Raw genomic sequence first — 25,123 nt, forward strand, 5'->3', positions numbered from 1 at the left:
ATACATTACAAATTAAAAATTATCTAAATCAATTACTGTTTAATATATGCTGCATAATACTACAAGCCGCTTCAATAGTAGCATCGGGTATGTTTAAAGGCGGACAAACCCTAAAGGCATTACTGGCAAATAAAAACCAGTCGGTAAATACACCTGCTTCTATAAAAGCATCAATTAATTTTTTATTAGTGGCAAAATCTTTCGTAAATACGGCCATCATTAAACCTGCACTGTTAATATGCGTTATACTTGGGTGTTGTAGCAATTGCCTAAACTTAGCTTCTTTGGCTGCTACACCTGCTATCATATTTTCGTTGATTAAAGCATTAAAAGCCGCCAACCCTGCAGCACAACTTAATGGGTGACCACCGAAAGTATTAATATGACCTAACACTGGGTTATAAGATAAAGTATCCATCAATTTTTTATCAGCTACAAAGGCACCTAAGGGCAAACCACCGCCTAATGCTTTGCCCAGCAACAATACATCTGGCACTACATTAAACTGCTCAAAAGCCCATAACGTGCCGTTACGGCCAAAGCCACACTGAATTTCATCTAACACCAACAACGCACCAACTTCAGTACAACGATTACGCAATGCCGAAAGCCACCCATTGGTGGGTTTTAATATACCTGCTTCTGCTTGTATGGTTTCAGCAATTACACAGGCTGTACGTTCCGTAATATGTTGTAAATCATCAAAATTATTATAACGCAGTTGCAACACATCTGGCAACAAAGGCCTAAAAGCTTGTTGCCAATACTCACTACCCATTACACTTAATGCCCCTTGTGTACTACCATGGTAGCTATTTTTAAAAGATATGATTTGTGTACGGTTGGTAAAACGTTTTGCTAACTTCATAGCACCTTCGGTAGCTTCACTACCGCTAGCTGTATAAAAAACGGCATTTAAACTTGCAGGCAAATGTGTTGTTAAAGCCTTTGCATAAGCCACTTGTGGGTTTTCGACCAACTCACCGTACACCATAATATGTAAATAATCATCTGCTTGTTGCTTAATAGCATCTACCACTTTGGGGTGCCTATGCCCTACGTTACAAACACTGATACCTGCAATTAAATCAATATAAGCTTTTCCATCTGCATCCCACATATAACTACCCTCAGCTTTTACAATATTGAGGCATAGTGGCGCTTCAGAAGTTTGTCCTACGTGGTTTAAAAATAACTGTCTGTTGGTCATGCTGCAAAGTTATTGAATTGCCCTTGTTGCAAAAAGCAAAAAAGCCGAAGGGCTGCGCCGGGAGCCGAAAATCGTTTGGTGAGGCACGAGCCAAACATTGTAGGCGTAGGGCGAACCGCTGTTGCCATATTACCTAACTCCCAAAGCCCCTAACAATAAACATAAAGTAGTACTTTTGAAATAAAAAACATGGCACTTATATTACCGGTAAAAGGCGTATCACCCACTATAGGTGATGATTGTTTTGTAGCACCCAACGCTACTATTGTTGGCGATGTAGTAATGGGTAGCCAATGCAGTGTATGGTTTAATGCTGTTGTAAGAGGCGATGTAAACAGCATTGTGATGGGTAATAAAGTAAATGTGCAAGATGGTGCGGTTATACATTGCACATACGAAAAAACAAAAACCATTATTGGTAATAATGTTAGCATTGGGCATAATGCTTTGGTGCACGGCTGCACCATTGATGATAATGTGTTGATTGGTATGGGCAGTATTGTGATGGATAATGTAAAAGTGGGCAGTAACAGTATTATAGCTGCAGGTGCAGTAGTGCTTGAAGGAACGGTGATAGAAAAGGGTAGTATTTGGGCTGGTGTACCTGCAAAAAAAGTAAAAATGGTAAGTGAAGATTTGGTACGTGGCGAAATAAACCGCATTGCTGATAACTACATTATGTATAGCAATTGGTTTAAATAAAGGATGTATATTTAATAATGTAAATTTGAATTATGAAAAAAATTATACTTGCTGTTACGGTAATTACTTTAATAAGCAGTTGCTCTTTATTTAGAAAGAGTGAAAAATATGGTTGCCCTACAAGTGGCAGTGCTCAAGGTGCTGAAAAACTAGCATCTGGCGACCCTAAAGCTTTAAAAGCCGCTAGCAAATCGAAGTACAAAGGTGGCAAAAAGTTTTAATACAGTTTATCTTCAATGGTATCTTTTATAGTAAGGTAACTTGTGTAACGTTCTTCAGAAATAACCCCATCATTTACAGCCGCTTTAACAGCGCAGCCCGGCTCGTTATAATGCACACAGTCGTTGAATTTACAGTTGTTCATAACGGCCCTCATTTCAGGGAAATATTGCGCTAGTTCATGTTGTGGTACATCAACCAAACCCATTTCACGTATACCTGGCGTATCAATAATACTACCGCCTGTTGGTAAATCGAACATTTCAGCAAAGGTGGTGGTGTGTAAGCCTTTTCCGCTCCAATCGCTTACTTCTTGTGTACGTAGTAATAACTCAGGAAATACTTCATTAATAAATGTTGATTTGCCCACACCGGAGTGGCCGCTGAGCAGCGTAATTTTATTGGCTAATAAATTTTTTACAGCATCGATTCCTATTTTTTGTTGGATGCTCATTTTCATTATTTTATAACCAATGGCTTCGTAGCGTTGTTGTGCAGCTTCAAATTTTTGTTGTTCATCGTCTGTATACAAATCGCATTTATTAAAGACGATGATGGCTGGTACTTTATATGCTTCTGACGTAACTAAAAAACGATCAATAAAACCGAATGAGGTTTTAGGGTCTTTTAAAGTGGCAAAGAGTAATGATTGATCGAGATTTGAAGCTACAATATGGTGCAGGTTTTTGTTATGTGGTGAAACCCGATTGATATAATTTTTACGGTCGTAAATTTTTGAGATAACAAAGCTATCTTCTTCAGCATCTTCATCTAACTCCACCACATCACCAACCGCAATAGGATTGGTAGAGGTAATACCTTTAATTTTTAATTTGCCTTTAAGACGAGCATTTAAAAATTCGCCTTTATCGTTTTTTAAAATATACCAACTACCGGTTGATCTGTACACTGTTGCCTGCATAGTTGCAAGTTATAAATAAATGCTATGGAAATTTTCTAAAAACGAGGTAACGCAATAAAATTTCTATGAGTAAAAAAAAGGCTGCTCCAATGGCAAAAGGTAAAAATTTATCAGTAAAACGGGTAGTGGTGGTAATTTCAATTTTCGATTTTTCGAGGGCATCAATAGTAGCGTAAATGCCATTGAGCCCTTCATTATCTTTTGCCCTAAAATACCGTCCACCTGTTTCAGTAGCAATTTGGGTTAGTAGTTTTTCATCAATAGAAACCTTTACAGATTGCATTTGAACACCCAAAGGCGTTTGCACTGGCTGTGGCGCTAGGCCATCAGTACCTACACCAATGGTATACACTTTTACACCAAAAGCTTTGGCAATTTCTTTAGCTGTTTTTGGGTCAATTAAACCGCCATTATTTTCACCATCAGTTAATAACACCACAATTTTTGAGGCCGTTTTACTGTTACGTAGCCGATCAATACTGGTGCTTAAGCCAGAACCTATGGCTGTACCATCTTCTAATAAACCATTGTGAATGTTTTGAATAGAGGCTATAAGCACATTATGATCTGTAGTTAAGGGGCATTGGGTAAAGCTTTCGCCAGCAAAAATTACCACACCTATTCTATCTGTAGTACGTTTGTTCACAAAATCAATAGCTACGGCTTTAGCAGCTTCTAAACGGTTAGGGGTAAGGTCTTGAGCGGTCATACTACCACTCACATCAATACATAACATAATATCAATGCCTTCGCCTTCAGCATGCTGTTCATCGTTACGGGTTTGTGGGTTAGCCAATGCTACTATAATACAAGCTATGGCCAATAAACGAAATACAAAAGGTGTATGCCGCATACTTGCTTTAAAAGAACCTAACCCCTTTGCCGAAGTTGTTGATACTTTTATAGCTGCCGTTTGCTTATTATTTTTTATGTACCAAAAAATAAGTATTGGTATCAATAAAAACAACGCAAAAAAATAAGGTTGTGCAAAAATGATATTTTGAAAATAATCGAAAACCAAGGTTATTGTTTAAGAGATGATTGTTCTATTTCGTTGATGGTATTTTTTAAAAACGATAGTGCTACTTCGTTTTCTGTATAGCTCGGGTGATACTTAGCAAACTTAACTGCATCGCCTGTTTGCAGTGCTTCTGCCGTTTGTGCTGCGGTGGTTGCTTGCAAAGCCATGTTTTGCAAGGTACGCAACACTTCAGCCGTAGTGCTACTTTGTAAATTAGCTTTACTTTTTTTGCTACAATAATTTTTAAAAATGGTCGCTAATGATGTATGGTATTGTTTGGTAGATATACTTGCGTTTTCATTCGCTTTTTGTAGTTGCGCTAACGCCTCCATAGCTTCTTCATAAGCTGATAAAGCATTTGATAATACGGGTTTATTTTTTTTACGTTTGATGATGTATCGTATAATAAAGAAAAGCAATACCATACCCACCAATATAGCAGCACCAACATATACCCAAAACCAATCAAAAAATTCAACCTCTACAATTGATTTAATATCACGTGGGGTACCATTTTTATCAAGTGGCATGTAACCTACATTCACCCTAAAAGTATCAGTATACAATACTTGCGATGCGGTGTTAAGGTGATTTATTTTATAACTCAATGGAGGAAAGGTCCACGAGCCAGAATCGAAACTGGTAAAAATAATTTTTTGTTGCCATTGGTATTGCCCATTTTTATCAACAGTATCAACAGCCGTTTTTTGAACAACATCAAAATGTGATAAACTATCAGGTATATTGAATGCAACCTTATAAGTTTGATCAGGTAAGTTTATGCTGAACTGGTAGGTAATTTGTTCACCTATCAAAATATCTTTTTTATCAACAGCAGTTTGCATGGTTTGTGCCGAAGCCCATTTGACAATAAAACAAATGCAGCACAACAACATCAATTTTATATATTTATTGATTAGACCCATACTTTTATTACTTTCTTTTAGCAAAAAACTGTTGTAAAATTTTTACGTAATCATCATCGGTTCGTATGTGCAACAAATCGGCCCCAGCTTTTTTAAACGAAGTTTTGCAAATATCAGTTTGCTCAAAAAAGTGTTGTTGATAATGATACCGAACGGCTGCGTTATCACTATCTACCCACGTGAGCTTACCTGATTCACTATCCTGCAAGGGTAATAAGCCAGCCATGGGTAATTGCATATCCATTTTATCGTACACTTTTAAACCAATTACATCATGCTTTTTACCAATTACTTTCAAATCATTTTCGTAGCCGGTAGCCAAAAAATCACTTAAAATAAATGCAATACTTTTTTGACGGGTAGTGTTATTAAAATACTTGATGGCTTCATCAATATCAGTACCAGTTGATATAGGTTGAATACCAAGCAAAGTACGAACTATAAACAAGGCATGTGCCCTTCCTTTTTTTGCAGGGATATATTGTTCTACTTTATCACTAAAAAATATAACACCTACTTTATCATTATTATTGACAGCGCTAAATGCAATGATAGCCGCCATTTCAATAATTAAATCTTTTTTACGTTTGCCAACGGTTCCAAATAAATTGCTAGTGCTCGTATCTACCATGAGCATCAACGTAAGTTCTCTTTCTTCTTCAAAAACTTTTGAAAAAGGTGTTGAAAAACGAGCACTTACGTTCCAATCAATAAACCTTACATCATCTCCAGCGCTGTATTCTTTTACTTCTCTAAAGCTCATACCCTTGCCTTTAAAGGCTGAATGGTATTCGCCAGTAAATAAATGGGTTGTAATTTTTTTACTTTTAATTTCGAGCTCTCTTACTTTTTTTAAAATAGCAGCAGTAGCATCATTATTGGTAGATGCTTGTTGTATGGGTGTGTTTGGCACCGCTGCTGCATTTTTTTTTGAAGTAAAGAATTTCATTTTTGTAAATAATTAAGGTACCATTACTGCTTTTAAAATTTCGTCAATCACATTCTCTACATTGATATTTTCAGCTTCCGCTTCGTAGGTTAAGCCAATACGATGGCGTAGAATATCTTTACAAACATTACGAACATCTTCTGGCACCACATAACCACGTTTATTTAAAAATGCATAGGCTTTTGCTGCCAATGTAAGGTTAATGCTTGCTCGTGGTGAACCGCCAAAACCAATGAGTGGCTTTAATTTTTGCAAATTGTATTTCTCCGGAAAACGTGTAGCAAATACAATATCTAAAATATAGTTTTCAATTTTTTCATCAACATATACCTGACGAACCAACTCTTTAGCCGCAATAATTTCTGATGCTGATGCTACTGCATTGATGGTAGGTGCTACCAACCCTTGTGTATTTTGCCTAATAATTAATTGCTCTTCGGTTTTTGAGGGATACCCTACCACTACTTTCAACATAAAACGATCCACTTGTGCTTCGGGTAATGGATAAGTACCTTCTTGCTCAATAGGGTTTTGCGTTGCCAATACTAAAAAAGGCTCTTGTAATTTATAACTGGCATCACCAATGGTTACTTGTCGCTCCTGCATGGCTTCTAGCAAAGCACTTTGCACTTTTGCCGGGGCTCTGTTAATTTCATCTGCTAAAATAAAATTGGCAAAAATGGGACCCTTACGCACATAAAATTCATTTTTGCTTTGGTTGTAAATCATAGTACCAATTACATCAGCTGGCAATAAATCTGGCGTAAATTGAATTCTACTAAATTGGGCATGTATGGTTTGTGACAATGATTTTATAGCCAATGTTTTCGCCAAGCCGGGCACACCTTCTAACAATACATGTCCGTTACTTAACATACCAATCATGAGCCGCTCTACCATGGTTTGTTGCCCTACAATTACTTTACTCAACTCATCGTTGATACGACTCACAAAACCTGCTGCATGATTAATTTTTTCGTTCAACAGGCGAATATCTTCTGCGGTTTGTAACATATGCTATGTATAAATTTAAACTGATGCAAATTTGCAGTATAAGCTCATAAGAATAATGCCTTACAACATTTTTGCAACAAAATGTTTGTTAATATTTTATGTTCAAGTAATTGTATTGGTTTGATTGTATTCAAAAATGTGACCAAACATACCATCAACTCAAATATTTTCCTACAATGGGCATGCGCCTACCAACACCAAAGGCTTTGGGCGATACCCTTATTATGGGACAAAACTGGTTACGTTTGTATTCATTTACGTTCACCATTTTTAACACCCTATCAACTAAAGCTGCATCAAAACCTAGTGCTTTAATTTGTGCAGGATCTTTCTGTAATTCAATATATTGGTACAACACCGCATCTAACACCGCATACTCAGGTAAGCTATCGCTATCTTTTTGACCTGGTCGCAACTCTGCACTCGGTGGCTTGGTAATAATATTGTTAGGAATAACTTCTTTATGCCGATTAATGTAAGCAGCCAATTCATATATCTGCACTTTATAACAATCGCCTAACACACCAATACCGCCAGCCATATCGCCATACAAAGTGCCGTAACCAGTGGCTAATTCACTTTTGTTAGATGTGTTTAATAAAATATACCCAAACTTATTGGCAATAGCCATGAGTAAGTTACCCCTGCTGCGACTTTGTATATTTTCTTCGGCAATGCTAAAGGGTAAATCTTTAAACAAGGGTGATAGTGTTTGTAAAAAAGATTCGTACACATTTTCAATAGGCATTACATGGTATTCGTTTTGTAAATTTTTGCTCAGCTGTGTAGCATCATCAACCGAATGACCTGTTGAGTACGGCGAAGGCATTAAAATGGCAGTAACATTTTCAGGACCTAATGCTTCGCAAGCCAATGCTAATGTTACAGCACTATCAATACCACCACTACTACCTATTATTGCTTTTTTAAAACCCATTTTACCGAAATAATCTTTTATACCGAGTATCAATGCTTGGTAAATGGCTTCCATATTTAAGGCTGCTTGTAAAGTAGCCGGTACTAATTCTTTATCGGGTACATTGGTAGCTTGTTGCAACACTTGTCCTTCAATAGTACCATCATCATTCAATACAAAAGCATGAGCATCTTCTTTAAATGAAGCTAGTTTGCCACATAGGTTTGCATGCTTATCAAACACCAATGAGTTACCATCAAATACAATTTCTGTTTGGCTACCAACACCATTGCAATAAAAAAGGGGGATTTTATATTTGAGTACATTGGCTTTTACGGCGGCATGCCTGTCTTCATCATGCGTATAATCAAACGGTGATGCAGATAAATTCAGCATCACATCTGGCTGTAACGCCATTAACTGGTCCATCGGACAAACTGTGTACAGTGGATTATCGCCTAAGTTCCAAATATCTTCACAAATAGTAACGGCTAGTTTTTTGCCTTTATAGTGCACAATATTCCATGTAGTTGCTGGTTCAAAATAACGGTCTTCATCAAACACATCATAAGTAGGCAAACAAGTTTTATGTATAATTTGTTGTACTTTTTTATCAACCAAAAAGTAAGCTGCGTTGTATAAATCTTTTCCTTGAAAGGCTTCGTTTTTATGAGGAGCACCTACTAAAACAGCAATACCATCAGCATGTGTAGCAATGTTTTCAATGGCTTTGTTGCATTTTTGAATAAAATCATTGAAATATAAAAAATCTCTTGGCGGATAGCCACACACTGCAAGTTCACTGAATAATACCAAATCGGCTCCCTCTTTTTTGGCTATTGAAATGGCCTCAATTATTTTTTGTGTATTGGCTTCAATATTACCTATGTGATAGTTCTGTTGTGCTAAATATATTTTCATGTTCAGTAATCTGTTAATTCAATATTAACTTTACGTTGAAAAAGTTTTTATTTGTTTTGTAAAGTTAAATATTCAATGTATGCGTTTTATAATTAGTTTGATATTACTGGCTGTGTTATTTTCATGCAACAACCAACATAAAATACCCGACGTTAGTAATGTAAAAGTAACATTAACTACACAGCGTTTTGAACAATCTTTTTTTAGCATTGATACGAACCAAATAATACCACAGGTTGATGCCCTTATTGCAAAATACCCATCGTTCGGTGAAAATTTTATGGGTACTATTTTAGGGTTAGATCCTAAATGGTCTGCCGATACCACGGCGTTATTTTTAAAACAGTTTATTGTGTTCAACAAAACGGTATATGATACATCACAAAAGCTTTTCAGCGATTTTTCAACCTACGAAGCACAAATTAAAAAAGCACTTCAGTTTGTAAAATATTACTACCCACAATACAAAATACCTACAAAAATCATCACCTATATTGGACCGGCTGATGGCTACGGCGACATTTTAGATGAAGATGTTTTTTATGTAGGATTGCATGCACATTTGGGAGCCAACTTTGCCATGTACAAAACGGGTATGGTACAAGAAATTTATCCTGATTACATTACTGCTCGTTTTACGCCAGATTATATTGTGGTAAACTGTATGAAGAATATTGTACTAGATATGTACCCTGAAAAAAATGAAGACAAACGCTTGTTAATTCAAATGATTGAAAAAGGTAAACGCTTGTATTTACTCAATAAGTTTTTACCAGAAACACCCGAGCACCAACTTATTGGCTACACCGTTGCACAATTAAAAGATTGCTACGAACATGAAGCAGTCATTTGGAATTTATTTACCCAAAATAATTTTTTACAAACGGCCGATAATAATTTAATTAAAAACTACGTATCAGAAGGCCCCAAAACTGCTGAGCTTGGAGAAAAAGCACCAGGCAATATTGGTTCATTTGCTGGTTGGCAAATTGTAAAAAAGTATATGCAAAATAATACGGAAGTAAAACTTGATAGCCTAATGCGTATGGACTGTGAAAAGTTATACCAAACTACCAAATACAAACCTTAATTAAGCAGCTGCTTTTATTTGCATTTCATTTAATACACCTGGGCCTTTACCCAAATCTCTCATTACCCTAAAATGCGAAGCTAAAGCTGAAAACATGGTTGGGTAATAATTGTATGGCATATTAAACTCAGCACATTTTTGTTGTACAATTTTGCTGATTGCAGGGTAATGTACGTGACTAATTTTTGGGAAAAGATGATGCTCTACTTGAAAATTTAACCCACCAACAAACCATGAAATTAATTTATTGTTCATCGCAAAATTTGAGGTAGTTTTTAACTCATGCTCTGCCCAGGCACTTTCTAAATGTTTGGTTTCATCAAGAGCGATATGCTCAAACTCTGTATTTTCAACAACGTGGGCTAATTGAAATACGTATGATAAAGTTAAACCTAAAGAAATGTTTGCAGCAAGGTAACCCAATATCCATGCGCCCCAACCCCAAACCATGATAGGAATTACCATAAACACCGTGATGTAGTAAATTTTGGTGGCCCAAAAAATGATATGGTTTTTAGTGTTGAGTTTCCAAGCTTCTGTTGTATAAATTTTACGGCTGAAGTATTTTGTAAAATCCATGATAAACACCCAAAAAATAACTGATAATGAGTAAGCAAACGACATATAAATGTGTTGCACTTTATGAGCTGGCACCCATTTTTGGCTTTCACATTGGCGAATGATAGGGCTTTTAGCAATATCATCATCAATACCATCAACATTGGTATAGGTATGGTGAATAATGTTGTGCTTTTGTTTCCAGAAATAAGAGCTTGCTCCTAAGAAATTTGCAGACAAACCTAAAAAATCGTTTAACGTGCTGTTAGGTGAGTAACTACCATGGTTAGCATCATGCATAACACTAAAGCCAATACCAGCCATTAATAAACCACCAAGCACACATAGTAAAATTGCAGGTAATGCACTGATGTTGGTTAACATCAACACCAAATAGATACCTATAACACTGCTTAATAAAATAATGGTTTTTGAAAATAAACGCCAATCACCCGTTTTTGCTATTTTATTTTCGATAAAATAGGCATCCACACTAGCTTTTAGACTTTGAAAAAAAGCATTATCCTTGTTGTTAAAAACGAGTTTCGCCATAATAAATAACCTCTATGGTTTTTAAATTATAAAGTTGAAATTAAATAAATTACTAATGATTGTTAGTATTTGCACTAAAGATACGTAAAAAAACAATTCGTTAGTTAAGCTTAAAAGGAGTAATCATTTCAAATGCAGGAATAGCCACCGTAAAAGTTTTTTTGTTGTGTACGTTTTCAAAGATGTAAGTGCCGTGCATTTTACCGGCATCTGAATTAAGGTTACAACCGCTTACATACTGGTAGCGGTCTTGCGGATCAATAACTGGTTTTAAACCTATAACACCTTCGCCTTCTACTTCACGTTTGGTGCCGTTGCTATCAAAAATAAACCAATGCCTGCTTAATAATTTTATTGGGAAAACATTGTGATTTTGCATGGTTACTCTGTAAGCAAACATATATTCGCTATTAGCAGGATTGCTATACTCTGGCTGATAAAAAGTTTCAACACTTACCGTAACACCTTCTGTTATTTTGCTAACCATCACTTAAATTATTTTTGATTGCTTGTAACCATTTTTTAATAACCACTGCAAAATTTTTTCTCTATGATCGCCTTGTACTAAAATTTCATCATCTTTTACGGAACCACCAGTACCACAGGCTGTTTTCAATTGTTTACCAATGGCTTCTTTGTCAGCTTTTGTGCCTATAAAATTTTCAAGTAGGGTAACCATTTTACCGCCACGGTGCTTTTTATCTAACTTAATTTTAAGTTTCTGTTGTGCAGGAGGCAATGTGGCCTGCTCTGTACTTTCGTTTGTTTCAAATGAAAAGTTAGGATCAGTTGAATAAACAACGCCAGTATATGATTGATTTTTTTTTGACATGATTTGCTGAACAATAAACTAATTTATAAAATAGTAGCGTATTTACAAAAGATAAGCAACTAAATAATAACTGCTTTTAAACTTAAATCTAAACTAACGGCTTGGTGTATTACTGCACCACTTGAAATATAATCAACGCCAGTGGCTGCGTACTCCGTAATATTATCGTAATTAATACCACCGCTTGCTTCTGTTTCGTATTTACCATCTATTAATTGTACAGCTTCAACAATACGTTCGGGTGAAAAATTATCTAACATAATTCTATCTACCTTACCTATGGCCAAAACCTTTTTAACATCATCAATACTTCTGGTTTCAACCTCAATTTTAAGGGATAATTTATTTTGCTGAACGTAATCAAATGCCTTGTTAATAGCGTTTTCAATACCACCGCTATAGTCAATATGGTTATCTTTCAACATTATCATATCGTACAAACCAATACGATGGTTGGTACCACCACCAATACGAACAGCTTGTTTTTCTAACAGCCTAAAATTGGGCGTAGTTTTACGAGTATCTAACAATTTGGTTTTGTAACCAGCTAGTTTAGCAACATATTTATGTGTAAGTGTTGCTATGCCGCTCATACGTTGCATGGTATTTAATACCAAACGTTCACATTGTAAAATGGTATGCACTTTAGCTAATACCTCAAAAGCAATATCACCCACTTGCATAGCATCACCATCTTTTTTAAATGCAGTAAAAACAGCATTGGGTTGTACTTGTTTAAAAATAGCTTCAGCAACATCTACACCTGCCAAAATACCCTCTTGCTTAACTTTTAATATGGCTTTTCCGTTGGCATTGGCATCAATAGCAGCTAATGTAGAATGATCACCATCGCCAATATCTTCTTTTAAAGCATTTGTTATTAATTGATGTAAAGCTTCGTTGTATGTCATGCTTACAAAGTTAAGTGGCACATATATTCAAAAAAGTTAAATGCAAAAAAAAGCTCCTTCTGTGAAGGAGCTTTTATAAAGTTGATGTGTTTACTTTTCAAACTTAATTTCTTGCAACACTTGTTTATCTGCCTTTTGTTTGAGGTTGATGGTGGTTCTAAAACTACCATTACTAGTAACCAAAGTACCTATACAAAACTGTGCCCCACCACTTTCGCCTTGGTGTACAATACTAAATGATTTAACGGTGTTATTTGCAAAAAAATCTCTCAAAACCGCCTCACCTTGTACCTTACTGTAACTATTATTTTTACCGGGTAAAGTAATATCAACCGTATTATCAAAATACTTGGCAATAGTAGCAGCGTTCCCAGCTTTAATACCGCTTATTACATCATTTAAACCTGTTAATACGGTAAAAGCAGCCATTACTGTTGCTATTGCGTTTAAAGTAAAAATATTTTTCATCTTAATTTATTTATATACCTACAATTGGCTAAAAGTATGCCAATAATTATTAAAGATTGTAAAATTACAAGGAATACTACACTATTAAATGCAATCAGTTAAATTTGTTTTATGCAACAGAAAAAATCAATTTTAATTATTATGGATGGATGGGGCCTTGGTAAAGATAAAGCCAGTGACGCCATTCAAAACGCTCAAGTGCCTTTTGTAACTAGCTTATATAAAAATTACCCCAATAGCACTTTGGTTACCTGTGGTGAAGATGTTGGTTTGCCACACGGACAAATGGGTAACAGCGAAGTTGGTCATTTAAACCTTGGTGCAGGTAGAATTGTGTATCAAGATTTAGAAAGAATTAACGTTGCCATTCGCCAAAAAACATTCGAAAAAAATGAAGCCTTACTCAATAGCATTAACTATGCACAAACCAATAACAAAACCTTGCATTTAATGGGCTTGGTAAGTGATGGTGGTGTACATGCACATATTGAACATATTAAAGCAATTACCTCATTGTGTGCAAGTAAAAATTTCAACAACGTATTCATTCATGCTTTTACTGATGGTAGAGATACTGACCCCAAAAGTGGTTTAGGATTTTTAGAAGATTTACAACAACACCTGAACCAAACAACAGGTACCATTGCAACTGTTATAGGTAGGTATTACGCTATGGATAGAGATAAGCGCTGGGAACGTGTACGCATTGCTTATGATGCCCTCGTGCATGCCACTGGCACTGTAACAAATGATATTTTTGCCGCTATACAACAGTCGTACGATGCTGATGTTACAGATGAATTTATAATGCCCCTTATTAATGGTAAAGCTGGTGACACTACTATTAAAGCTGAAGATGCCGTTTTATGTTTCAATTTTAGAACTGATCGTTGTAGAGAAATTACCGAGGTATTAACACAAATGGATTTACCACTTGAAAATATGCACACTATTCCATTGCATTATACTACCATGGCAAACTATGATGCATCGTACAAAAATGTATATGTAATGTATGATAAGGATAATCTTGACCAAACCTTAGGTGAAGTAATTGCAGCCGCTGGTAAAACACAGTTACGCATTGCCGAAACCGAAAAATATCCTCATGTAAGTTTCTTTTTTAGCGGTGGCCGTGAACAAGCTTTTGAAGGTGAAACAAGGGTAATGGTACCATCACCCAAAGTAGCAACTTACGATTTACAACCCGAAATGAGTGCTCATGAAGTAGCTGAAGCAGCCATAGTAAAAATTAATTCACTTGAGCCAGATTTTATTTGTCTAAACTTTGCAAATGCTGATATGGTAGGCCATACAGGCGTTTGGGAAGCTGTAATTAAAGCAGTAGAAGCGGTAGATGTTTGTGTTGAAAAAGTAGTAACTGCTGCGCTTGAAAAAGATTACTGTATTTTTTTACTAGCCGACCACGGCAATGCTGATTATGAAATAAATGAAGATGGTTCACCTAACACTGCACACACTCTAAACCCTGTACCATTTTTTGTAATTGATAAACATTGGAGGGGCACCGTAAAACCTGGTAAGTTAGGCGATGTAGCCCCAACCATTTTAAAAATGATAGACTTACCCATACCTGTAGCTATGACAGGGAACGTATTAATTTAATGAAATGTTATTAAAAAAAAGCCGCTAGAGATGTTACTAGCGGCTTTTTACTATTATTTACTTTTTTTAAAACTGAGCCCTTACACCCAATTGAAAATTTCTGCCAGCGGCTGAAAAACCTGAGGCGAAATAACGGTAATTCCTGTCAAAAATATTTTCAACTGAAATAGTTGCTTGTAAATATTTGTTGATGGTAATCGTATTTTTAAGGTTCAAAGTAAACCAAGCTGGCGAACCATCTTTAGTGGCATATACTGCGTTATCTTCTCCATCAGGGTTGTATTGGTCTAAACGCTTCCAGCCATTAAACAATACAAACAAATCAGTGTTCAATAATTTATTTTCAAATTGTACGCCTGCTTTACCAAACGTTGGAGGAATATGATCCAACGGCTTTGTTGCTACATTTCTTTTTACCAATGCATACGTTCCGTTTGATTGTTTTTCGTAAATGGTTGTTTGTTTTGTTTCATCTATTTTAAACCTGCCTTTTGTAAATGAAACGCCAGCATAAGCGTTTAAATGATTGTTGATGGTTGCTTGTAAATTAAATGTAGCACCGTAAATATAGGCGTTATTGCTATTTTGGCTAGCCAATACTTGACTCTTTACACCGTTGTAAACAATACTATCTTGTCCGTTTAATTGAAAAGGAGCTTTAATAATACCATTATCAAAATACGTGTAAAAACCTGTGGCTTCTATTTTTAGTACGCCATTAAATTGTTGCGCAATACTTAATTCAGCATTGTAGGTATACTCTGGTTTTAAATTGGCATTTGGTATTACAACTTGCCTTGCAGTACTACTCGATTCAAAAATTTTTGCTAAATCATCAATATTAGGTGCTCTAAATGCAGTAGATAATGCTGTTCGTATAGTTGTACTTTTAGTAGCGTTAAATACCAAGCCAAGGTTACCGGTAACAGCTACATTATTTTGTGTAATATTGGTAATAGGTAAATTGAAAAAACTATTATTTACAACATTACTTTTCAGTTGTACGTATTGTAAACGAATACCATCGTTTAACACAAAACGAGTATCCTTAAACTTATAAATATGCTGTGCAAATACCCCTATGTAATTCATGCTATTTTTTCCATCGGGGTACCTTGTATCTAAAGGCACAACGGCATTGGTTAACAAGTTGGTTCGAGTAGCTTTTGATGTTACATCATTCAATTGCATATCAACACCAGCTACCACTTCATGTTGCGTCATTAACTTTCTTGCACTAATGGTAGCACCAAATACTTTCAATTTTTCAATCCTACTATCAAAACGATCATAACGCTTATAATCCCTTTGCTGGCGACTTTCTTTAATATCTTGGTAATTGATATTTACTTTCAGTTCATCGAAAAAACCAATTTTTTGTGCTGATAATTCATAAGCAGTTAACAAACGTTGTTGCGGCCCATAATACCAATCTGCAAAACGTAACAACCCTCTATTTGCACCTGTTGTAAAAGTATCTTGTAACCGATCGTACCTTGGCACATTACTACTATTTGAGTATTGAAAATTTAAAGTATGTATAAGGCACAGAACAAACCGTACATATTTATAAAAAGCCCTTTTTTAATAAAAAGCCCTACTGTATTGACTTTCATAAAAAAATAGCCGATTTTGTTTTAAATCGAATCGTAAAATTAAGTACCATTTAGTAACATTGCACTCCCATTTTTAATCTGTTAACCCAAAAGTAAGTGCTATAGAGTACCATTTATATTAAATAAAGCCAGTTTAATTACCATTAAAAGCCTTTTAAATGCCCTATTTTAAGCCATTTACGGGATAGTGTTGCCCTTACCCTGCTGCTGAACGTTTTTGCGAAATATCATCATCTTTACCCATCTCACGTATTAAAGAATTTAACGTTGCGTTACTGTCTTTTAAAGCCGCTATCTGTCCTCTCAAAGCCTCAATAACACTATCTTTCAGCTCAATTTCCTTTAATAAATTATTGTAATTAGTATTATAAATTGTTTGGCTATCATTTAAGCTCCAATTGTTGCCTTTTTTTTGAGCATCCCCACCCAAATCCCCACCCAAATCCCCACCTTTTCTGCTGTTTTTAGCAAAGTTGTTTTTTTGCAAATCCCCACCTTCTAATAAGTCAAATTCAACTAACTGACTTAATGAAACGTCAAAATATTTAGATATTTTGATTAAATCTTCAAATTTTGGAAAACTTTTTTGGTTTTCATACATATTCCATGTTGTTCGCTTAAAACCAATACCATTAAGTATTTCGGACTGTGTGAGCCCTTTCTTTTTTCTTAAATACTTAAGATTTTTACCAAAAAATATATTATCCATTGTCAAAATATTTGGATGTGTCAAATTATTTATACTATATTTGTCTTCTAAGAGAGGACAAAAACAAGAACATAAAAATAGATGATAAATGGAGAATACTGTAAATAAAACTATTGATAGCGTAAAAAACAGCCCTAATCAGCTCGCAAATAACACCCACAAAAAGGAAGGTGGGGATTCTTTTAATTCAAAAGACCCACACAAAACAAGCCTTGTTTACAAAACTGCTGAGCTTATGAAATGTGATATTTCATTAGTATATAAAGTGCTTGCAGGTGAAAGAAAAAACGACCAGGTCTTTGCCTGCTACATGGAATTGAAGCATGGCGAAACACTACTAATGAAAGCAGTAAAAGAGTTAATACCATTCGATTTATAACTATTAAAAGCAACAACTATGGCACTTAAACAATTTGCGGTGGTAGTATTACCACACCCTGACAACCTAAATGAAATTGAACCTGAGTTTTTTGATGAATTCCATGATGCATTTACTGCACTTACTGAGGATACTGATGGCAGCCTGCGCCAACCCAAAAAGGCTGAACCAATGCGCATTGAAGTGGATGGTTATGTAAGAGAATTATGGATAGTAGAGCGAAAAGAACCTGAATTAGTAGGCTCAACATTCTTATAAATGCTCAAAAAATCAACCGAAAGCATTAAAAAATGCAACAAAATCGGTAGATGAAAACTTTAAAAAGTCAATAACAACGGCACTTACAAAGGATTTTAACCATAAAAACACACTGTTTTTTTATAAAAAAATGCTGTTGCTAGCTAAAACCACCATCTGAAAAAGAGCAGCTGGTTACTGTAAGCCCTGAAATGAGCTTTGGTGGTTTTTTAAAAAGTAAACTTTTAAAACAAATGGTACAATTAATTGATAATAAACCTTACCTGCACAAGGAGCTAATTACTAGCTTAGGTATCACAACAGAAAGGTACCTATGGAATGGCAAAAAGAAGCCAGCACATTGGGATATTCGATTGAATCCCGACAATAAAAAGCAAATGCTCATTGGATATGAAGCTTTGCTTGATGAACATAAAAATAAGATAGTTGAAAGTATTGGCAACCCATACGAATTGGTGGTACGCCAACCAATACTTTCGATGATTAAACATAAAACAGAAGCTTACCAGTTTTTTACTAAGAAAGGTTTAACGTTAAAAAGAGTACTACAATACACAAGAGCTGAGGCTATACTTACATTCTTAATCAACCATACCAACATTAAAGATATTCGCAAAACCTTTGGTATGGATGCGCCAGCTTTCTACAGCCACATTACTGAAATTATTGATAAGGAAAAGGTTAATGGCTTCAACATTCAATACGAAGGTCAACAGCAGCTCGATGGTAAATTTCCAAGCAGCTACTCAAAGCTTATAAAACGCAGTCGTGAGTATGCTGCTACTAATTATGATTTTAACTTTTTTGTACACCCAAATTTTGGCAATGCTCACAGGCTAAAAGTAACTGATGATACTGAGCAGCTTTTGAATGATATATATGTGTTGAATGAAAAGCCTAATTATACAAAAGTACACACCATATACACTAAGTTTTTAAAAGGTAAAATTTCACTTGTTAATAGAGTTACTGGTGAAGTATACGACCATACTCAATATAAAGAACTAAGTGTATCAACGGTTTACAGCTACGTATCAGCATGGGAAAACAAAGTGGTTACCCAAAAGAAACGCAGCTCTGATAAAATTGCTTACAACGATACTCACCGCCCATACGTTAGCTTGGAACGCCCACACTTTGCTGGCTCATTAATAAGTATGGATGATAGGGATTTACCTTTTAAAACCATCAATAACATTAGAGTTAAAGCATACTTAGCAATGGATGTTGCCAGCGAGTGTTTTATTGCGCATTCATTCAATGCTACTGATAAAGATTTAACCCTTGTATATGATTGCTTTACCAACATGTACCACAATCTTGAAAAGTGGGGCTACAATCAACCAGCTGAGGTTGAGGTTGAGCAGCATTTAATGAGCAGCCTTAAAGAAGGCATATTGAAAGAAGGTGCTTTATTCCCTTACGTTCGTTTTGCACAAGGTGCCAACCCCCAAGAGAAAAGTATTGAAAATGCATTTAGACGGGTAAGGTATACAGTTGATAAACAAGTTGATGGTTGGATACCACGACCATTTGCTAAAGATGAAGCCAACCAAAGTCGTACTGAAGATGATATTAAGACTGCCTACACACCCGAACAAGTTATTGCCATCGCTAAAGCAAATATTGATGAGTGGAACAACCAGTTACACTTCAACCAAAAAGAATTTAAAGGCTTAACAAGGCTTCAAGTGTGGCAACAAAAACAAAACGAAAACCTATTACCAATTCGCTGGCAGCAGGTGGCAAAATACTTAGGTAAAAAAACACCATCGAGCATAAACAGAGGTGAAATAAGGGCATTTAATAGCCTGTATGTTTTAGATGATATAAACCAAAGGGCTGAGTTAGAAAATGGAAAGGATTTAACCATAAATGGGTTTGAAAAGGCTAATGGCTCTATTGATGAAGTATACGTGTATAAAAATGATGAATTGATTTGTACAGCCTACAAAAAATTACGAACACAGAAAGCACGTATCGAGCAAACCGAAGAAGACAAAATAAAGATGGCTCACCAACGCAAATACATTGCTGTATTTGATGCCAAAGTAAAAGCCCAAAAGCAACAGCTCAACGAATTAGCCATTATCAACAACGATGCTATTAATAAAATTGATGTTGAAGATGTACAAATTATTGAAACCGTAAAAGAGCAGCCTGTAGAAATTGAGTTAAACGATAATACCGATTACCAAGCAATGGCAATAGATAATTTATAACCTTTTAAAATAAAAAAAATGCAAAGCAACAGCACTAACAACACCATTGATGTTCAACTAAAACAAAAAGTTGTTGAAGCCATCATTAACAGTAAACAAAATTTTAGCGGCTCAGATAGTAAGCATGCTAAATCATTAAACATTAACAGCGCAGTATACAGCCAAATTAAAGCTGGTAAGCTCGATGGTAATTTACTGAGTAAAGGCGAATGGATACGCCTAGCTCGTGAGCTTGAAGTGCCAATTGGTAACGAAATCGTTTGGAAAACTGCCAATACCTCAGTATACCAAACCATATCAGCACAAATGAAGTTTTGTAAAGAAAATAGCCAGTGCGCTGTTTTCTGTGATGATGCCGATTTGGGTAAAACACACACAGCTAAGGATTTTGCAAAGCGAAACTTAAATACAGTATATCAAGACTGCTCTCAAACAAAAACGAAACAGTTACTGGTACGCACAATAGCTGAGTCGTTCGGTTTAGACAGCGTGGGTAAATACATTGATGTAAAAAACAATTTAGTGTACTACCTAAAAACATTGGAGCAGCCAATGATTATACTCGATGAGTTTGGCGATTTAAACTATGATGCCTTTTTAGAAATTAAAGCCCTGTGGAATGCTACTGAAGGTGCATGCGCTTGGTATGCTTTAGGTGCTGATGGCTTGAAGGTGAAAATTGAACGTGGTCGCAATTGTAAAAAAGTAGGTTATACCGAATTCTTTAGCCGATTTGGTAAAAAATACCAGCATGTGGTGCCAATGGGTAAAGATGATAAAGAAGCCTTTTACCTGCAATTGGTAGCCACCGTACTAAAAGCAAATTTACCTGCAGGTGTTGATGTACAAAAGGTAACTAAGAGTTGCAACAATTCTCTACGTAGAGCAAAAATGGAAGTAATCAAAATCGCACAACGCAATGGCTAAAATATTAAGTGGCAAACAAATAGTTGATAAAGAATTTATCAGTGTAGAAGGTATTAGCCAGCGCATGAAGGATAGCATTGGCGATATTGAAGATACTTTTAGCTGCTGTATTTGGGGCGATAGCTCCAACGGTAAAACAAGCTTCACCTTAGAGCTAGTTGCCAACCTGCAAGTGTTGGGCGATGTGTTATACTTAGGCTATGAGGAAGGGCATGGTAAAAGTTTTAAAAAAGGTTTAGAGCGTAGCTCTGTTGACCTTAATAAAATTAGTGTGGTTGACCATTGCGAATTTGATGAGCTGGTTGAAATACTCAACCGTAGGTTCTCAGCTAAAATAGTGGTTATTGATAGTATACAGTATAGCGACTTCACACTAAAAAATTACAAGCTCCTAAAACGCCAGTTCATGTTTGGCAGGGCTAAAAATGCACGTAAAATTTTCATTTTCATAAGCCATGCTACTGGTAAAAAGCCTGATGGCACAGTTGCTGGTAAAATTGCTTACGATGCCAATGTAAAAGTTTATGTAAAAAACTTTATAGCCTTTGTTGGCAGCAGGTTTGGCACTAAACAAAACTATGTCATTTATGAAGCTGGCGCACGTGATAGGTGGGGCGATAAGTACGATGATGTAACCTGTGTAATTGGCACTAAGAAAACTAAAAAAACAATCAAAAAACCTAAAGCAAAAACCAATGCAAAAGCAATACCAACAGCAACGCCCAATGAGCCAAACGCATAAAGATGTATCGGGTTTTAAAAATATCATTAGCAGGGTTTGTTATAACACAAAAATTACGGCAGATGCTTACCAAATGTTTTTTTTCGATTACGGCTGCAAGTTTATTGAGCATATTTATAAAGATGATTACATAAGCCAAATGAAAATACTTACTCAAGAAAAGCTTGGTTTTTGGAAGTGGTTTTTGATAAAGTATATAAAGCATGATGAAGACCTGCACAACTCAAATGTACCATACCGAAATTATATGCCTTGTAAAGAAATGTTTATTCACTCACTAAGGCTTGCCGATGATTTTGTTAAACACTTAAAAACCAAATAATGCAACAAACTAAATTAAAATTAACTATTTCAGCTCATTCTACTGTTGCCTTAGATTCTTTGATTGAAAAAGTGGTAAGCGACCCTTTGAATTATGATACTGATGCTGATAAGCTTCACATGGCTGCACTTAATGAAATACTGTTCATTATAAAACCAAAGATTTGCTTTTTTGAACCAAAATATAAGCTCAAGCTTTCAGCTACTCAATGCTTTGCTTTAAGGCTATTATTCTTATACACTGACATTATTGGCGAACATTTCAAAAATGAAATGCTACAAATATGTAACACCATTCATCAATCATTTTCAAAAAACTAAACTATGCAAGAGGTACACACATCATTCAACTGGCTCCTAAGTATTATCGATTCCAGCACAACACAATTTCACCAGCTCTGTGTTGATAAGCTCATTATGCAATTTTGGCTAATGTATGCTGATAAGGATTTAGTTGTAGAACTGGAGCAAAAATCAAAACATCATTTTGAAAAACTAAACATAACACCCATTAATAATCACTAAAATAAGAAAATGAAAAAAGTAAAATTCCACAACAGTAAAGATGCTATTTGGTGCAATGCCGATGGCGATAACGTACCTGTAAAATTTGTACCTAAAGCTGATAAGCAAAAAGAAGTGTTAGCTGCTAAAGTATATAAAGCTGCATTGGCTACTGAAGGTGCTATTGCTAGTGCCTTCAAAACTTTAAACGATGCATTTGCTGAGGTTGATAAACTCATTAAAGAAGAGTTTGAATTGAAAGAAAAAAAGCGCAAGCCATCAAAAGGCAACTTCACATGGTTCAATTTCGATAGAAGCCTAAAAATTGAACGTGAGGTAAACGAAATTGTAAAGTTTGACAATGCTTTAATGTCTGAAGCTTTAGAGCAGTTAAAAACCTATATCAATAACAGTATCGGCAGCGATTCAAATGCACTTATTAATGGCTTAGTTACCAAAGCTTTTGCCAACACAAAGGGTATGATAGACCCGGGCAAAGTTTTTCAAATACTCAGCTATCAAGATAAAATTAAAAACCAAAATTTTCAAAAGGCCTGCGAAATCATCAAAAAGGCACAGAGCATTGATAGAACCAAGCAGTACATACGGGTTTTTGAAAAAACTGAAACAGGCGAATACCGCCACATCAATTTAAACTTTAGCTCACTTTAAATACTATTTAAATGGCATTTAATCGTTACGCTGCTTTTTATGCAGCCTATAATAAAACACTAGCACAAGGCAACACTTTAACAAAACAAGAGGTGGTGCTTGATTTTACACAAAATAGAACCAAAAGCCTTCAAGATTTAGAAGATGATGAGCTGCAGCTATTAGTGAAACACCTTAACCAAAGTGCTGGTAGTTTTTATAAAAAACCAACTGAGCCTGCTGAGGTTGAAAAAGATAACCTACGTAAGGCAATTATTAGCCAATTCCATCAAATGTATCGCACACCTAGCAATGCAATTGCATGGGCTGAAAAGTATGGCGTAAATGGCTCAAAAAAGCGGTTTAACGATTATGATGCTAAGGAGCTAATGCTATTACTTCAAAATGCAAAAAAAGTTAAAGAAGATTGGCAAACAGCCATCAGTAAAAAAACATTTTAATTATGGTAACTGGTAACAAAAAATACTTGTGGTCGGCTGATTCAATTGATGGCTCTATTTCATTTGTATTTAATGCTGAAGGTGTATTACTGCAGTACGATACAAGTGAGGCTAATATGAACAGTGAGCAGTTAAAATACTTTGCAGAAAAACTACCACGAAGTTTGGTTGATTTAAAAGCCTTCAGTGCTAAAGTGAAAGGCAGCATTTTAAAAGAAGTAACGCCTGAGCCTGTAACGTTCGATTTGTTTTGGAATAGGTACAACGAAAAGGTACGCAGCTCCAAAAAAAAGGCACTCAAAATTTGGAATAAAATGAGCCCAAACGAGCAAAGCAAAGCCTTCATGTTTATAGCCAATTACGAACGTTCAATTAACGATGGCATCGCAAAAAAATATGCTGAAACTTACCTCAATGCTGAATTGTGGAACAACTAGATAAAACATGCAACCAACCATTTTAACACCATTAAACGAGCTAACAAAAAAAGACCAGGTACTTGTAAATAAGTGGCTTGCCGAAATGAAAGAATTAAAGCTTAGTTACAACGATATGCTGAAGGTTTTTAGCTTGGTAGCTCAAAAATTAAACTACCTCAAATACAAATCACCAATGGAAAAAGTAATATATAGCAGTAACATGGGCTTAGGTATCATATGCGAAGATGATGAGCCACTACCAGTTAACAATACTCCTATAAATGTAGCTGGCGAAGTTTTAAACGTTGGTACTAAAACAACCATGAGTGGTTACTTCAAAAAGCCACTAGAGTATTGCGGCTTGCTAGCTGGTGAAGAGCTTGAAACTAATGTAATGGTGTTTCATATCGGCGACGTTCAAAACCTATTTAAAAAATTAAGGTATTACCAGTGTATTTATTGGGTTGAGCAAAATAGGCTGTTTGAAAAGTATACCGAAAGCTCAGGAAGAGATTACAAGTTTATAAACGGCATTTGGAAGTAGTTTAAAAAAATCAACATTAACGGCATCAATAATACTTACTGATGCACAAATACAACATTATGGATGTTACAGGAAACGATAAAATAGTAATTAACATTATTTCATACGGTGAAAAAATCAAAGGCAGGTTAGAGGGTGGTTCTGTTGAAGCTAAATCAATTATTATTAGGATTAATGGCAAAGTTGTTTATCGAAAATTGCACACTAATATTTTTTTAAATGATGGTAGTATTATAGATGCCTCTGTGAAAAATATTGAATTGCTCAAATATGACAATAACATTAACGATAGACTTATAATGCCTATTGAAACAAAAGAAAGCACTTCAAATGGTGGTGTTTTAGATGATGATAATGATGTTACACTTCGTTCACTAATTGATATGTGGTGTGTTAAAATACATGGCAATAACGATGAAGCATTAGAAAAAGCCAACAATATGTTTGAAGCTGCTCGTAAAGAGTTTTACAAAAACGAAAAGCCTTTATTCCCTCCTGATAGAATTGAAAAGCATTCATCAATATAACTATCA

Annotated in this window: 30 protein-coding genes; 16 read left to right on the forward strand and 14 right to left on the reverse strand. The window is 35.5% G+C overall.

Going from position 1 to position 25,123, the window contains the following annotated elements; genetic code table 11:
* Window positions 1-28: 28 nt before the first annotated feature.
* Window positions 29-1,210 carry an aspartate aminotransferase family protein gene (locus ACFOWM_RS06005; protein ID WP_379707810.1) on the reverse strand — a complete coding sequence of 394 codons (1,182 nt, stop codon included), beginning with the start codon at window positions 1,208-1,210 and terminating at the stop codon, window positions 29-31.
* A 189-nt stretch (window positions 1,211-1,399) separates the two neighbouring features.
* On the opposite strand from ACFOWM_RS06005, the gene ACFOWM_RS06010 reads away from it, so the two are divergent.
* Window positions 1,400-1,912, forward strand: a complete 513-nt coding sequence (locus ACFOWM_RS06010; protein ID WP_379707812.1) for a gamma carbonic anhydrase family protein — start codon at window positions 1,400-1,402, stop codon at window positions 1,910-1,912.
* Between the two features lie 32 nt (window positions 1,913-1,944).
* Window positions 1,945-2,133 (forward strand): hypothetical protein, encoded by a 189-nt coding sequence (locus ACFOWM_RS06015; protein WP_379707814.1) that lies wholly within the window; start codon window positions 1,945-1,947, stop codon window positions 2,131-2,133.
* On the opposite strand, the gene rsgA is transcribed toward ACFOWM_RS06015, so the two are convergent.
* The 6 genes from rsgA to ACFOWM_RS06045 all read right to left on the reverse strand — a co-directional run bounded on the left by rsgA (window position 2,130) and on the right by ACFOWM_RS06045 (window position 8,800).
* On the reverse strand, window positions 2,130-3,053 hold the full coding sequence (rsgA, locus tag ACFOWM_RS06020) for a ribosome small subunit-dependent GTPase A (protein WP_379707816.1): 924 nt from the start codon (window positions 3,051-3,053) through the stop codon (window positions 2,130-2,132). The genes ACFOWM_RS06015 and rsgA overlap by 4 nt on opposite strands.
* Window positions 3,054-3,075: 22 nt before the next feature.
* The gene (locus ACFOWM_RS06025; protein ID WP_379707818.1) at window positions 3,076-4,074 is read right to left on the reverse strand and encodes a vWA domain-containing protein; all 999 of its coding nucleotides are present in this window, start codon (window positions 4,072-4,074) and stop codon (window positions 3,076-3,078) included.
* Window positions 4,075-4,076: 2 nt separating this feature from the next.
* On the reverse strand, window positions 4,077-4,919 hold the full coding sequence (locus ACFOWM_RS06030; protein WP_379707820.1) for a hypothetical protein: 843 nt from the start codon (window positions 4,917-4,919) through the stop codon (window positions 4,077-4,079).
* Window positions 4,920-5,007: 88 nt separating this feature from the next.
* Window positions 5,008-5,949 (reverse strand): DUF58 domain-containing protein, encoded by a 942-nt coding sequence (locus ACFOWM_RS06035; RefSeq protein ID WP_379707822.1) that lies wholly within the window; start codon window positions 5,947-5,949, stop codon window positions 5,008-5,010.
* Between the two features lie 12 nt (window positions 5,950-5,961).
* A complete protein-coding gene (locus tag ACFOWM_RS06040; RefSeq protein ID WP_449267376.1) occupies window positions 5,962-6,963 on the reverse strand; it encodes an AAA family ATPase in 1,002 nt (333 codons plus the stop codon).
* 154 nt (window positions 6,964-7,117) lie between these two features.
* Entirely contained in the window at window positions 7,118-8,800 is a 1,683-nt protein-coding gene (locus tag ACFOWM_RS06045; protein ID WP_379707824.1) for an NAD+ synthase, read from the reverse strand.
* A gap of 79 nt (window positions 8,801-8,879) precedes the next feature.
* Here ACFOWM_RS06045 and gldB point away from each other — a divergent pair, with 79 nt between their 5' ends.
* A complete protein-coding gene (gene gldB, locus ACFOWM_RS06050) occupies window positions 8,880-9,890 on the forward strand; it encodes a gliding motility lipoprotein GldB (protein WP_379707826.1) in 1,011 nt (336 codons plus the stop codon).
* Here gldB and ACFOWM_RS06055 read toward each other — a convergent pair whose 3' ends face one another.
* The 5 genes from ACFOWM_RS06055 to ACFOWM_RS06075 all read right to left on the reverse strand — a co-directional run bounded on the left by ACFOWM_RS06055 (window position 9,891) and on the right by ACFOWM_RS06075 (window position 13,211).
* On the reverse strand, window positions 9,891-11,000 hold the full coding sequence (locus ACFOWM_RS06055) for a fatty acid desaturase family protein (RefSeq protein ID WP_379707828.1): 1,110 nt from the start codon (window positions 10,998-11,000) through the stop codon (window positions 9,891-9,893).
* Between the two features lie 100 nt (window positions 11,001-11,100).
* Window positions 11,101-11,487: a Co2+/Mg2+ efflux protein ApaG gene (gene apaG, locus ACFOWM_RS06060; protein ID WP_379707830.1), complete on the reverse strand. Its 387-nt coding sequence runs from the start codon at window positions 11,485-11,487 to the stop codon at window positions 11,101-11,103.
* 3 nt (window positions 11,488-11,490) lie between these two features.
* Window positions 11,491-11,832 carry a translation initiation factor gene (locus tag ACFOWM_RS06065; protein WP_379707832.1) on the reverse strand — a complete coding sequence of 114 codons (342 nt, stop codon included), beginning with the start codon at window positions 11,830-11,832 and terminating at the stop codon, window positions 11,491-11,493.
* A gap of 59 nt (window positions 11,833-11,891) precedes the next feature.
* On the reverse strand, window positions 11,892-12,743 hold the full coding sequence (gene nadC / locus ACFOWM_RS06070) for a carboxylating nicotinate-nucleotide diphosphorylase (protein ID WP_379707834.1): 852 nt from the start codon (window positions 12,741-12,743) through the stop codon (window positions 11,892-11,894).
* 90 nt (window positions 12,744-12,833) lie between these two features.
* Window positions 12,834-13,211, reverse strand: coding sequence for a DUF4783 domain-containing protein (locus tag ACFOWM_RS06075; protein ID WP_379707836.1), 378 nt, complete (start codon window positions 13,209-13,211; stop codon window positions 12,834-12,836).
* Window positions 13,212-13,322: 111 nt separating this feature from the next.
* Here ACFOWM_RS06075 and gpmI point away from each other — a divergent pair, with 111 nt between their 5' ends.
* On the forward strand, window positions 13,323-14,837 hold the full coding sequence (gpmI, locus tag ACFOWM_RS06080) for a 2,3-bisphosphoglycerate-independent phosphoglycerate mutase (RefSeq protein WP_379707838.1): 1,515 nt from the start codon (window positions 13,323-13,325) through the stop codon (window positions 14,835-14,837).
* A gap of 66 nt (window positions 14,838-14,903) precedes the next feature.
* Here the strand turns inward: gpmI and ACFOWM_RS06085 are convergent, their stop codons facing one another.
* Together ACFOWM_RS06085 and ACFOWM_RS06090 are read right to left on the reverse strand one after the other, a co-directional pair.
* The gene (locus ACFOWM_RS06085; protein ID WP_379708271.1) at window positions 14,904-16,388 is read right to left on the reverse strand and encodes a TonB-dependent receptor; all 1,485 of its coding nucleotides are present in this window, start codon (window positions 16,386-16,388) and stop codon (window positions 14,904-14,906) included.
* A 261-nt stretch (window positions 16,389-16,649) separates the two neighbouring features.
* On the reverse strand, window positions 16,650-17,162 hold the full coding sequence (locus ACFOWM_RS06090) for a helix-turn-helix domain-containing protein (protein ID WP_379707840.1): 513 nt from the start codon (window positions 17,160-17,162) through the stop codon (window positions 16,650-16,652).
* Between the two features lie 88 nt (window positions 17,163-17,250).
* On the opposite strand from ACFOWM_RS06090, the gene ACFOWM_RS06095 reads away from it, so the two are divergent.
* From ACFOWM_RS06095 to ACFOWM_RS06150, 12 genes are all read left to right on the forward strand, one after another.
* The gene (locus ACFOWM_RS06095) at window positions 17,251-17,541 is read left to right on the forward strand and encodes a hypothetical protein (protein WP_379707842.1); all 291 of its coding nucleotides are present in this window, start codon (window positions 17,251-17,253) and stop codon (window positions 17,539-17,541) included.
* Window positions 17,542-17,559: 18 nt separating this feature from the next.
* Window positions 17,560-17,799, forward strand: a complete 240-nt coding sequence (locus ACFOWM_RS06100; RefSeq protein ID WP_379707844.1) for a hypothetical protein — start codon at window positions 17,560-17,562, stop codon at window positions 17,797-17,799.
* A 233-nt stretch (window positions 17,800-18,032) separates the two neighbouring features.
* Window positions 18,033-20,021: a hypothetical protein gene (locus ACFOWM_RS06105; protein WP_379707846.1), complete on the forward strand. Its 1,989-nt coding sequence runs from the start codon at window positions 18,033-18,035 to the stop codon at window positions 20,019-20,021.
* A gap of 18 nt (window positions 20,022-20,039) precedes the next feature.
* Window positions 20,040-20,948 (forward strand): AAA family ATPase, encoded by a 909-nt coding sequence (locus ACFOWM_RS06110; RefSeq protein ID WP_379707848.1) that lies wholly within the window; start codon window positions 20,040-20,042, stop codon window positions 20,946-20,948.
* Window positions 20,941-21,690, forward strand: a complete 750-nt coding sequence (locus tag ACFOWM_RS06115; protein ID WP_379707850.1) for a hypothetical protein — start codon at window positions 20,941-20,943, stop codon at window positions 21,688-21,690. The genes ACFOWM_RS06110 and ACFOWM_RS06115 overlap by 8 nt, the downstream gene beginning before the upstream one ends.
* Window positions 21,644-22,012 carry a hypothetical protein gene (locus ACFOWM_RS06120; RefSeq protein ID WP_379707852.1) on the forward strand — a complete coding sequence of 123 codons (369 nt, stop codon included), beginning with the start codon at window positions 21,644-21,646 and terminating at the stop codon, window positions 22,010-22,012. The genes ACFOWM_RS06115 and ACFOWM_RS06120 overlap by 47 nt, the downstream gene beginning before the upstream one ends.
* Entirely contained in the window at window positions 22,012-22,332 is a 321-nt protein-coding gene (locus ACFOWM_RS06125) for a hypothetical protein (RefSeq protein WP_379707854.1), read from the forward strand. The genes ACFOWM_RS06120 and ACFOWM_RS06125 overlap by 1 nt, the downstream gene beginning before the upstream one ends.
* A 213-nt stretch (window positions 22,333-22,545) precedes the next feature.
* On the forward strand, window positions 22,546-23,187 hold the full coding sequence (locus ACFOWM_RS06130; RefSeq protein ID WP_379707856.1) for a DUF3164 family protein: 642 nt from the start codon (window positions 22,546-22,548) through the stop codon (window positions 23,185-23,187).
* 11 nt (window positions 23,188-23,198) lie between these two features.
* Entirely contained in the window at window positions 23,199-23,627 is a 429-nt protein-coding gene (locus tag ACFOWM_RS06135; RefSeq protein ID WP_379707858.1) for a hypothetical protein, read from the forward strand.
* 2 nt (window positions 23,628-23,629) lie between these two features.
* Entirely contained in the window at window positions 23,630-24,064 is a 435-nt protein-coding gene (locus ACFOWM_RS06140) for a hypothetical protein (protein WP_379707860.1), read from the forward strand.
* Between the two features lie 7 nt (window positions 24,065-24,071).
* Window positions 24,072-24,590 carry a hypothetical protein gene (locus ACFOWM_RS06145; RefSeq protein WP_379707862.1) on the forward strand — a complete coding sequence of 173 codons (519 nt, stop codon included), beginning with the start codon at window positions 24,072-24,074 and terminating at the stop codon, window positions 24,588-24,590.
* A 59-nt stretch (window positions 24,591-24,649) separates the two neighbouring features.
* Window positions 24,650-25,117: a hypothetical protein gene (locus ACFOWM_RS06150; protein ID WP_379707864.1), complete on the forward strand. Its 468-nt coding sequence runs from the start codon at window positions 24,650-24,652 to the stop codon at window positions 25,115-25,117.
* Window positions 25,118-25,123 lie beyond the last annotated feature (6 nt).

The organism is Ferruginibacter yonginensis (assembly GCF_042651465.1).
GTDB classification, from domain to species: Bacteria; Bacteroidota; Bacteroidia; order Chitinophagales; family Chitinophagaceae; genus Ferruginibacter; species Ferruginibacter yonginensis.

Bases quoted from the DNA above. Each gene is read 5' to 3' on its own strand.
- ACFOWM_RS06005 (WP_379707810.1), bottom strand. From the start codon at position 1,210: ATGACCAACAGACAGTTATTTTTAAACCACGTAGGACAAACTTCTGAA.
- ACFOWM_RS06010 (WP_379707812.1), top strand. From the start codon at position 1,400: ATGGCACTTATATTACCGGTAAAAGGCGTATCACCCACTATAGGTGAT.
- ACFOWM_RS06015 (WP_379707814.1), top strand. From the start codon at position 1,945: ATGAAAAAAATTATACTTGCTGTTACGGTAATTACTTTAATAAGCAGT.
- rsgA (WP_379707816.1), bottom strand. From the start codon at position 3,053: ATGCAGGCAACAGTGTACAGATCAACCGGTAGTTGGTATATTTTAAAA.
- ACFOWM_RS06030 (WP_379707820.1), bottom strand. From the start codon at position 4,919: ATGCAAACTGCTGTTGATAAAAAAGATATTTTGATAGGTGAACAAATT.
- ACFOWM_RS06035 (WP_379707822.1), bottom strand. From the start codon at position 5,949: ATGAAATTCTTTACTTCAAAAAAAAATGCAGCAGCGGTGCCAAACACA.
- ACFOWM_RS06040 (WP_449267376.1), bottom strand. From the start codon at position 6,963: ATGTTACAAACCGCAGAAGATATTCGCCTGTTGAACGAAAAAATTAAT.
- ACFOWM_RS06045 (WP_379707824.1), bottom strand. From the start codon at position 8,800: ATGAAAATATATTTAGCACAACAGAACTATCACATAGGTAATATTGAA.
- gldB (WP_379707826.1), top strand. From the start codon at position 8,880: ATGCGTTTTATAATTAGTTTGATATTACTGGCTGTGTTATTTTCATGC.
- ACFOWM_RS06055 (WP_379707828.1), bottom strand. From the start codon at position 11,000: ATGGCGAAACTCGTTTTTAACAACAAGGATAATGCTTTTTTTCAAAGT.
- apaG (WP_379707830.1), bottom strand. From the start codon at position 11,487: ATGGTTAGCAAAATAACAGAAGGTGTTACGGTAAGTGTTGAAACTTTT.
- ACFOWM_RS06065 (WP_379707832.1), bottom strand. From the start codon at position 11,832: ATGTCAAAAAAAAATCAATCATATACTGGCGTTGTTTATTCAACTGAT.
- nadC (WP_379707834.1), bottom strand. From the start codon at position 12,743: ATGACATACAACGAAGCTTTACATCAATTAATAACAAATGCTTTAAAA.
- ACFOWM_RS06075 (WP_379707836.1), bottom strand. From the start codon at position 13,211: ATGAAAAATATTTTTACTTTAAACGCAATAGCAACAGTAATGGCTGCT.
- gpmI (WP_379707838.1), top strand. From the start codon at position 13,323: ATGCAACAGAAAAAATCAATTTTAATTATTATGGATGGATGGGGCCTT.
- ACFOWM_RS06090 (WP_379707840.1), bottom strand. From the start codon at position 17,162: ATGGATAATATATTTTTTGGTAAAAATCTTAAGTATTTAAGAAAAAAG.
- ACFOWM_RS06095 (WP_379707842.1), top strand. From the start codon at position 17,251: ATGGAGAATACTGTAAATAAAACTATTGATAGCGTAAAAAACAGCCCT.
- ACFOWM_RS06100 (WP_379707844.1), top strand. From the start codon at position 17,560: ATGGCACTTAAACAATTTGCGGTGGTAGTATTACCACACCCTGACAAC.
- ACFOWM_RS06105 (WP_379707846.1), top strand. From the start codon at position 18,033: ATGGTACAATTAATTGATAATAAACCTTACCTGCACAAGGAGCTAATT.
- ACFOWM_RS06110 (WP_379707848.1), top strand. From the start codon at position 20,040: ATGCAAAGCAACAGCACTAACAACACCATTGATGTTCAACTAAAACAA.
- ACFOWM_RS06115 (WP_379707850.1), top strand. From the start codon at position 20,941: ATGGCTAAAATATTAAGTGGCAAACAAATAGTTGATAAAGAATTTATC.
- ACFOWM_RS06120 (WP_379707852.1), top strand. From the start codon at position 21,644: ATGCAAAAGCAATACCAACAGCAACGCCCAATGAGCCAAACGCATAAA.
- ACFOWM_RS06125 (WP_379707854.1), top strand. From the start codon at position 22,012: ATGCAACAAACTAAATTAAAATTAACTATTTCAGCTCATTCTACTGTT.
- ACFOWM_RS06130 (WP_379707856.1), top strand. From the start codon at position 22,546: ATGAAAAAAGTAAAATTCCACAACAGTAAAGATGCTATTTGGTGCAAT.
- ACFOWM_RS06135 (WP_379707858.1), top strand. From the start codon at position 23,199: ATGGCATTTAATCGTTACGCTGCTTTTTATGCAGCCTATAATAAAACA.
- ACFOWM_RS06140 (WP_379707860.1), top strand. From the start codon at position 23,630: ATGGTAACTGGTAACAAAAAATACTTGTGGTCGGCTGATTCAATTGAT.
- ACFOWM_RS06145 (WP_379707862.1), top strand. From the start codon at position 24,072: ATGCAACCAACCATTTTAACACCATTAAACGAGCTAACAAAAAAAGAC.
- ACFOWM_RS06150 (WP_379707864.1), top strand. From the start codon at position 24,650: ATGGATGTTACAGGAAACGATAAAATAGTAATTAACATTATTTCATAC.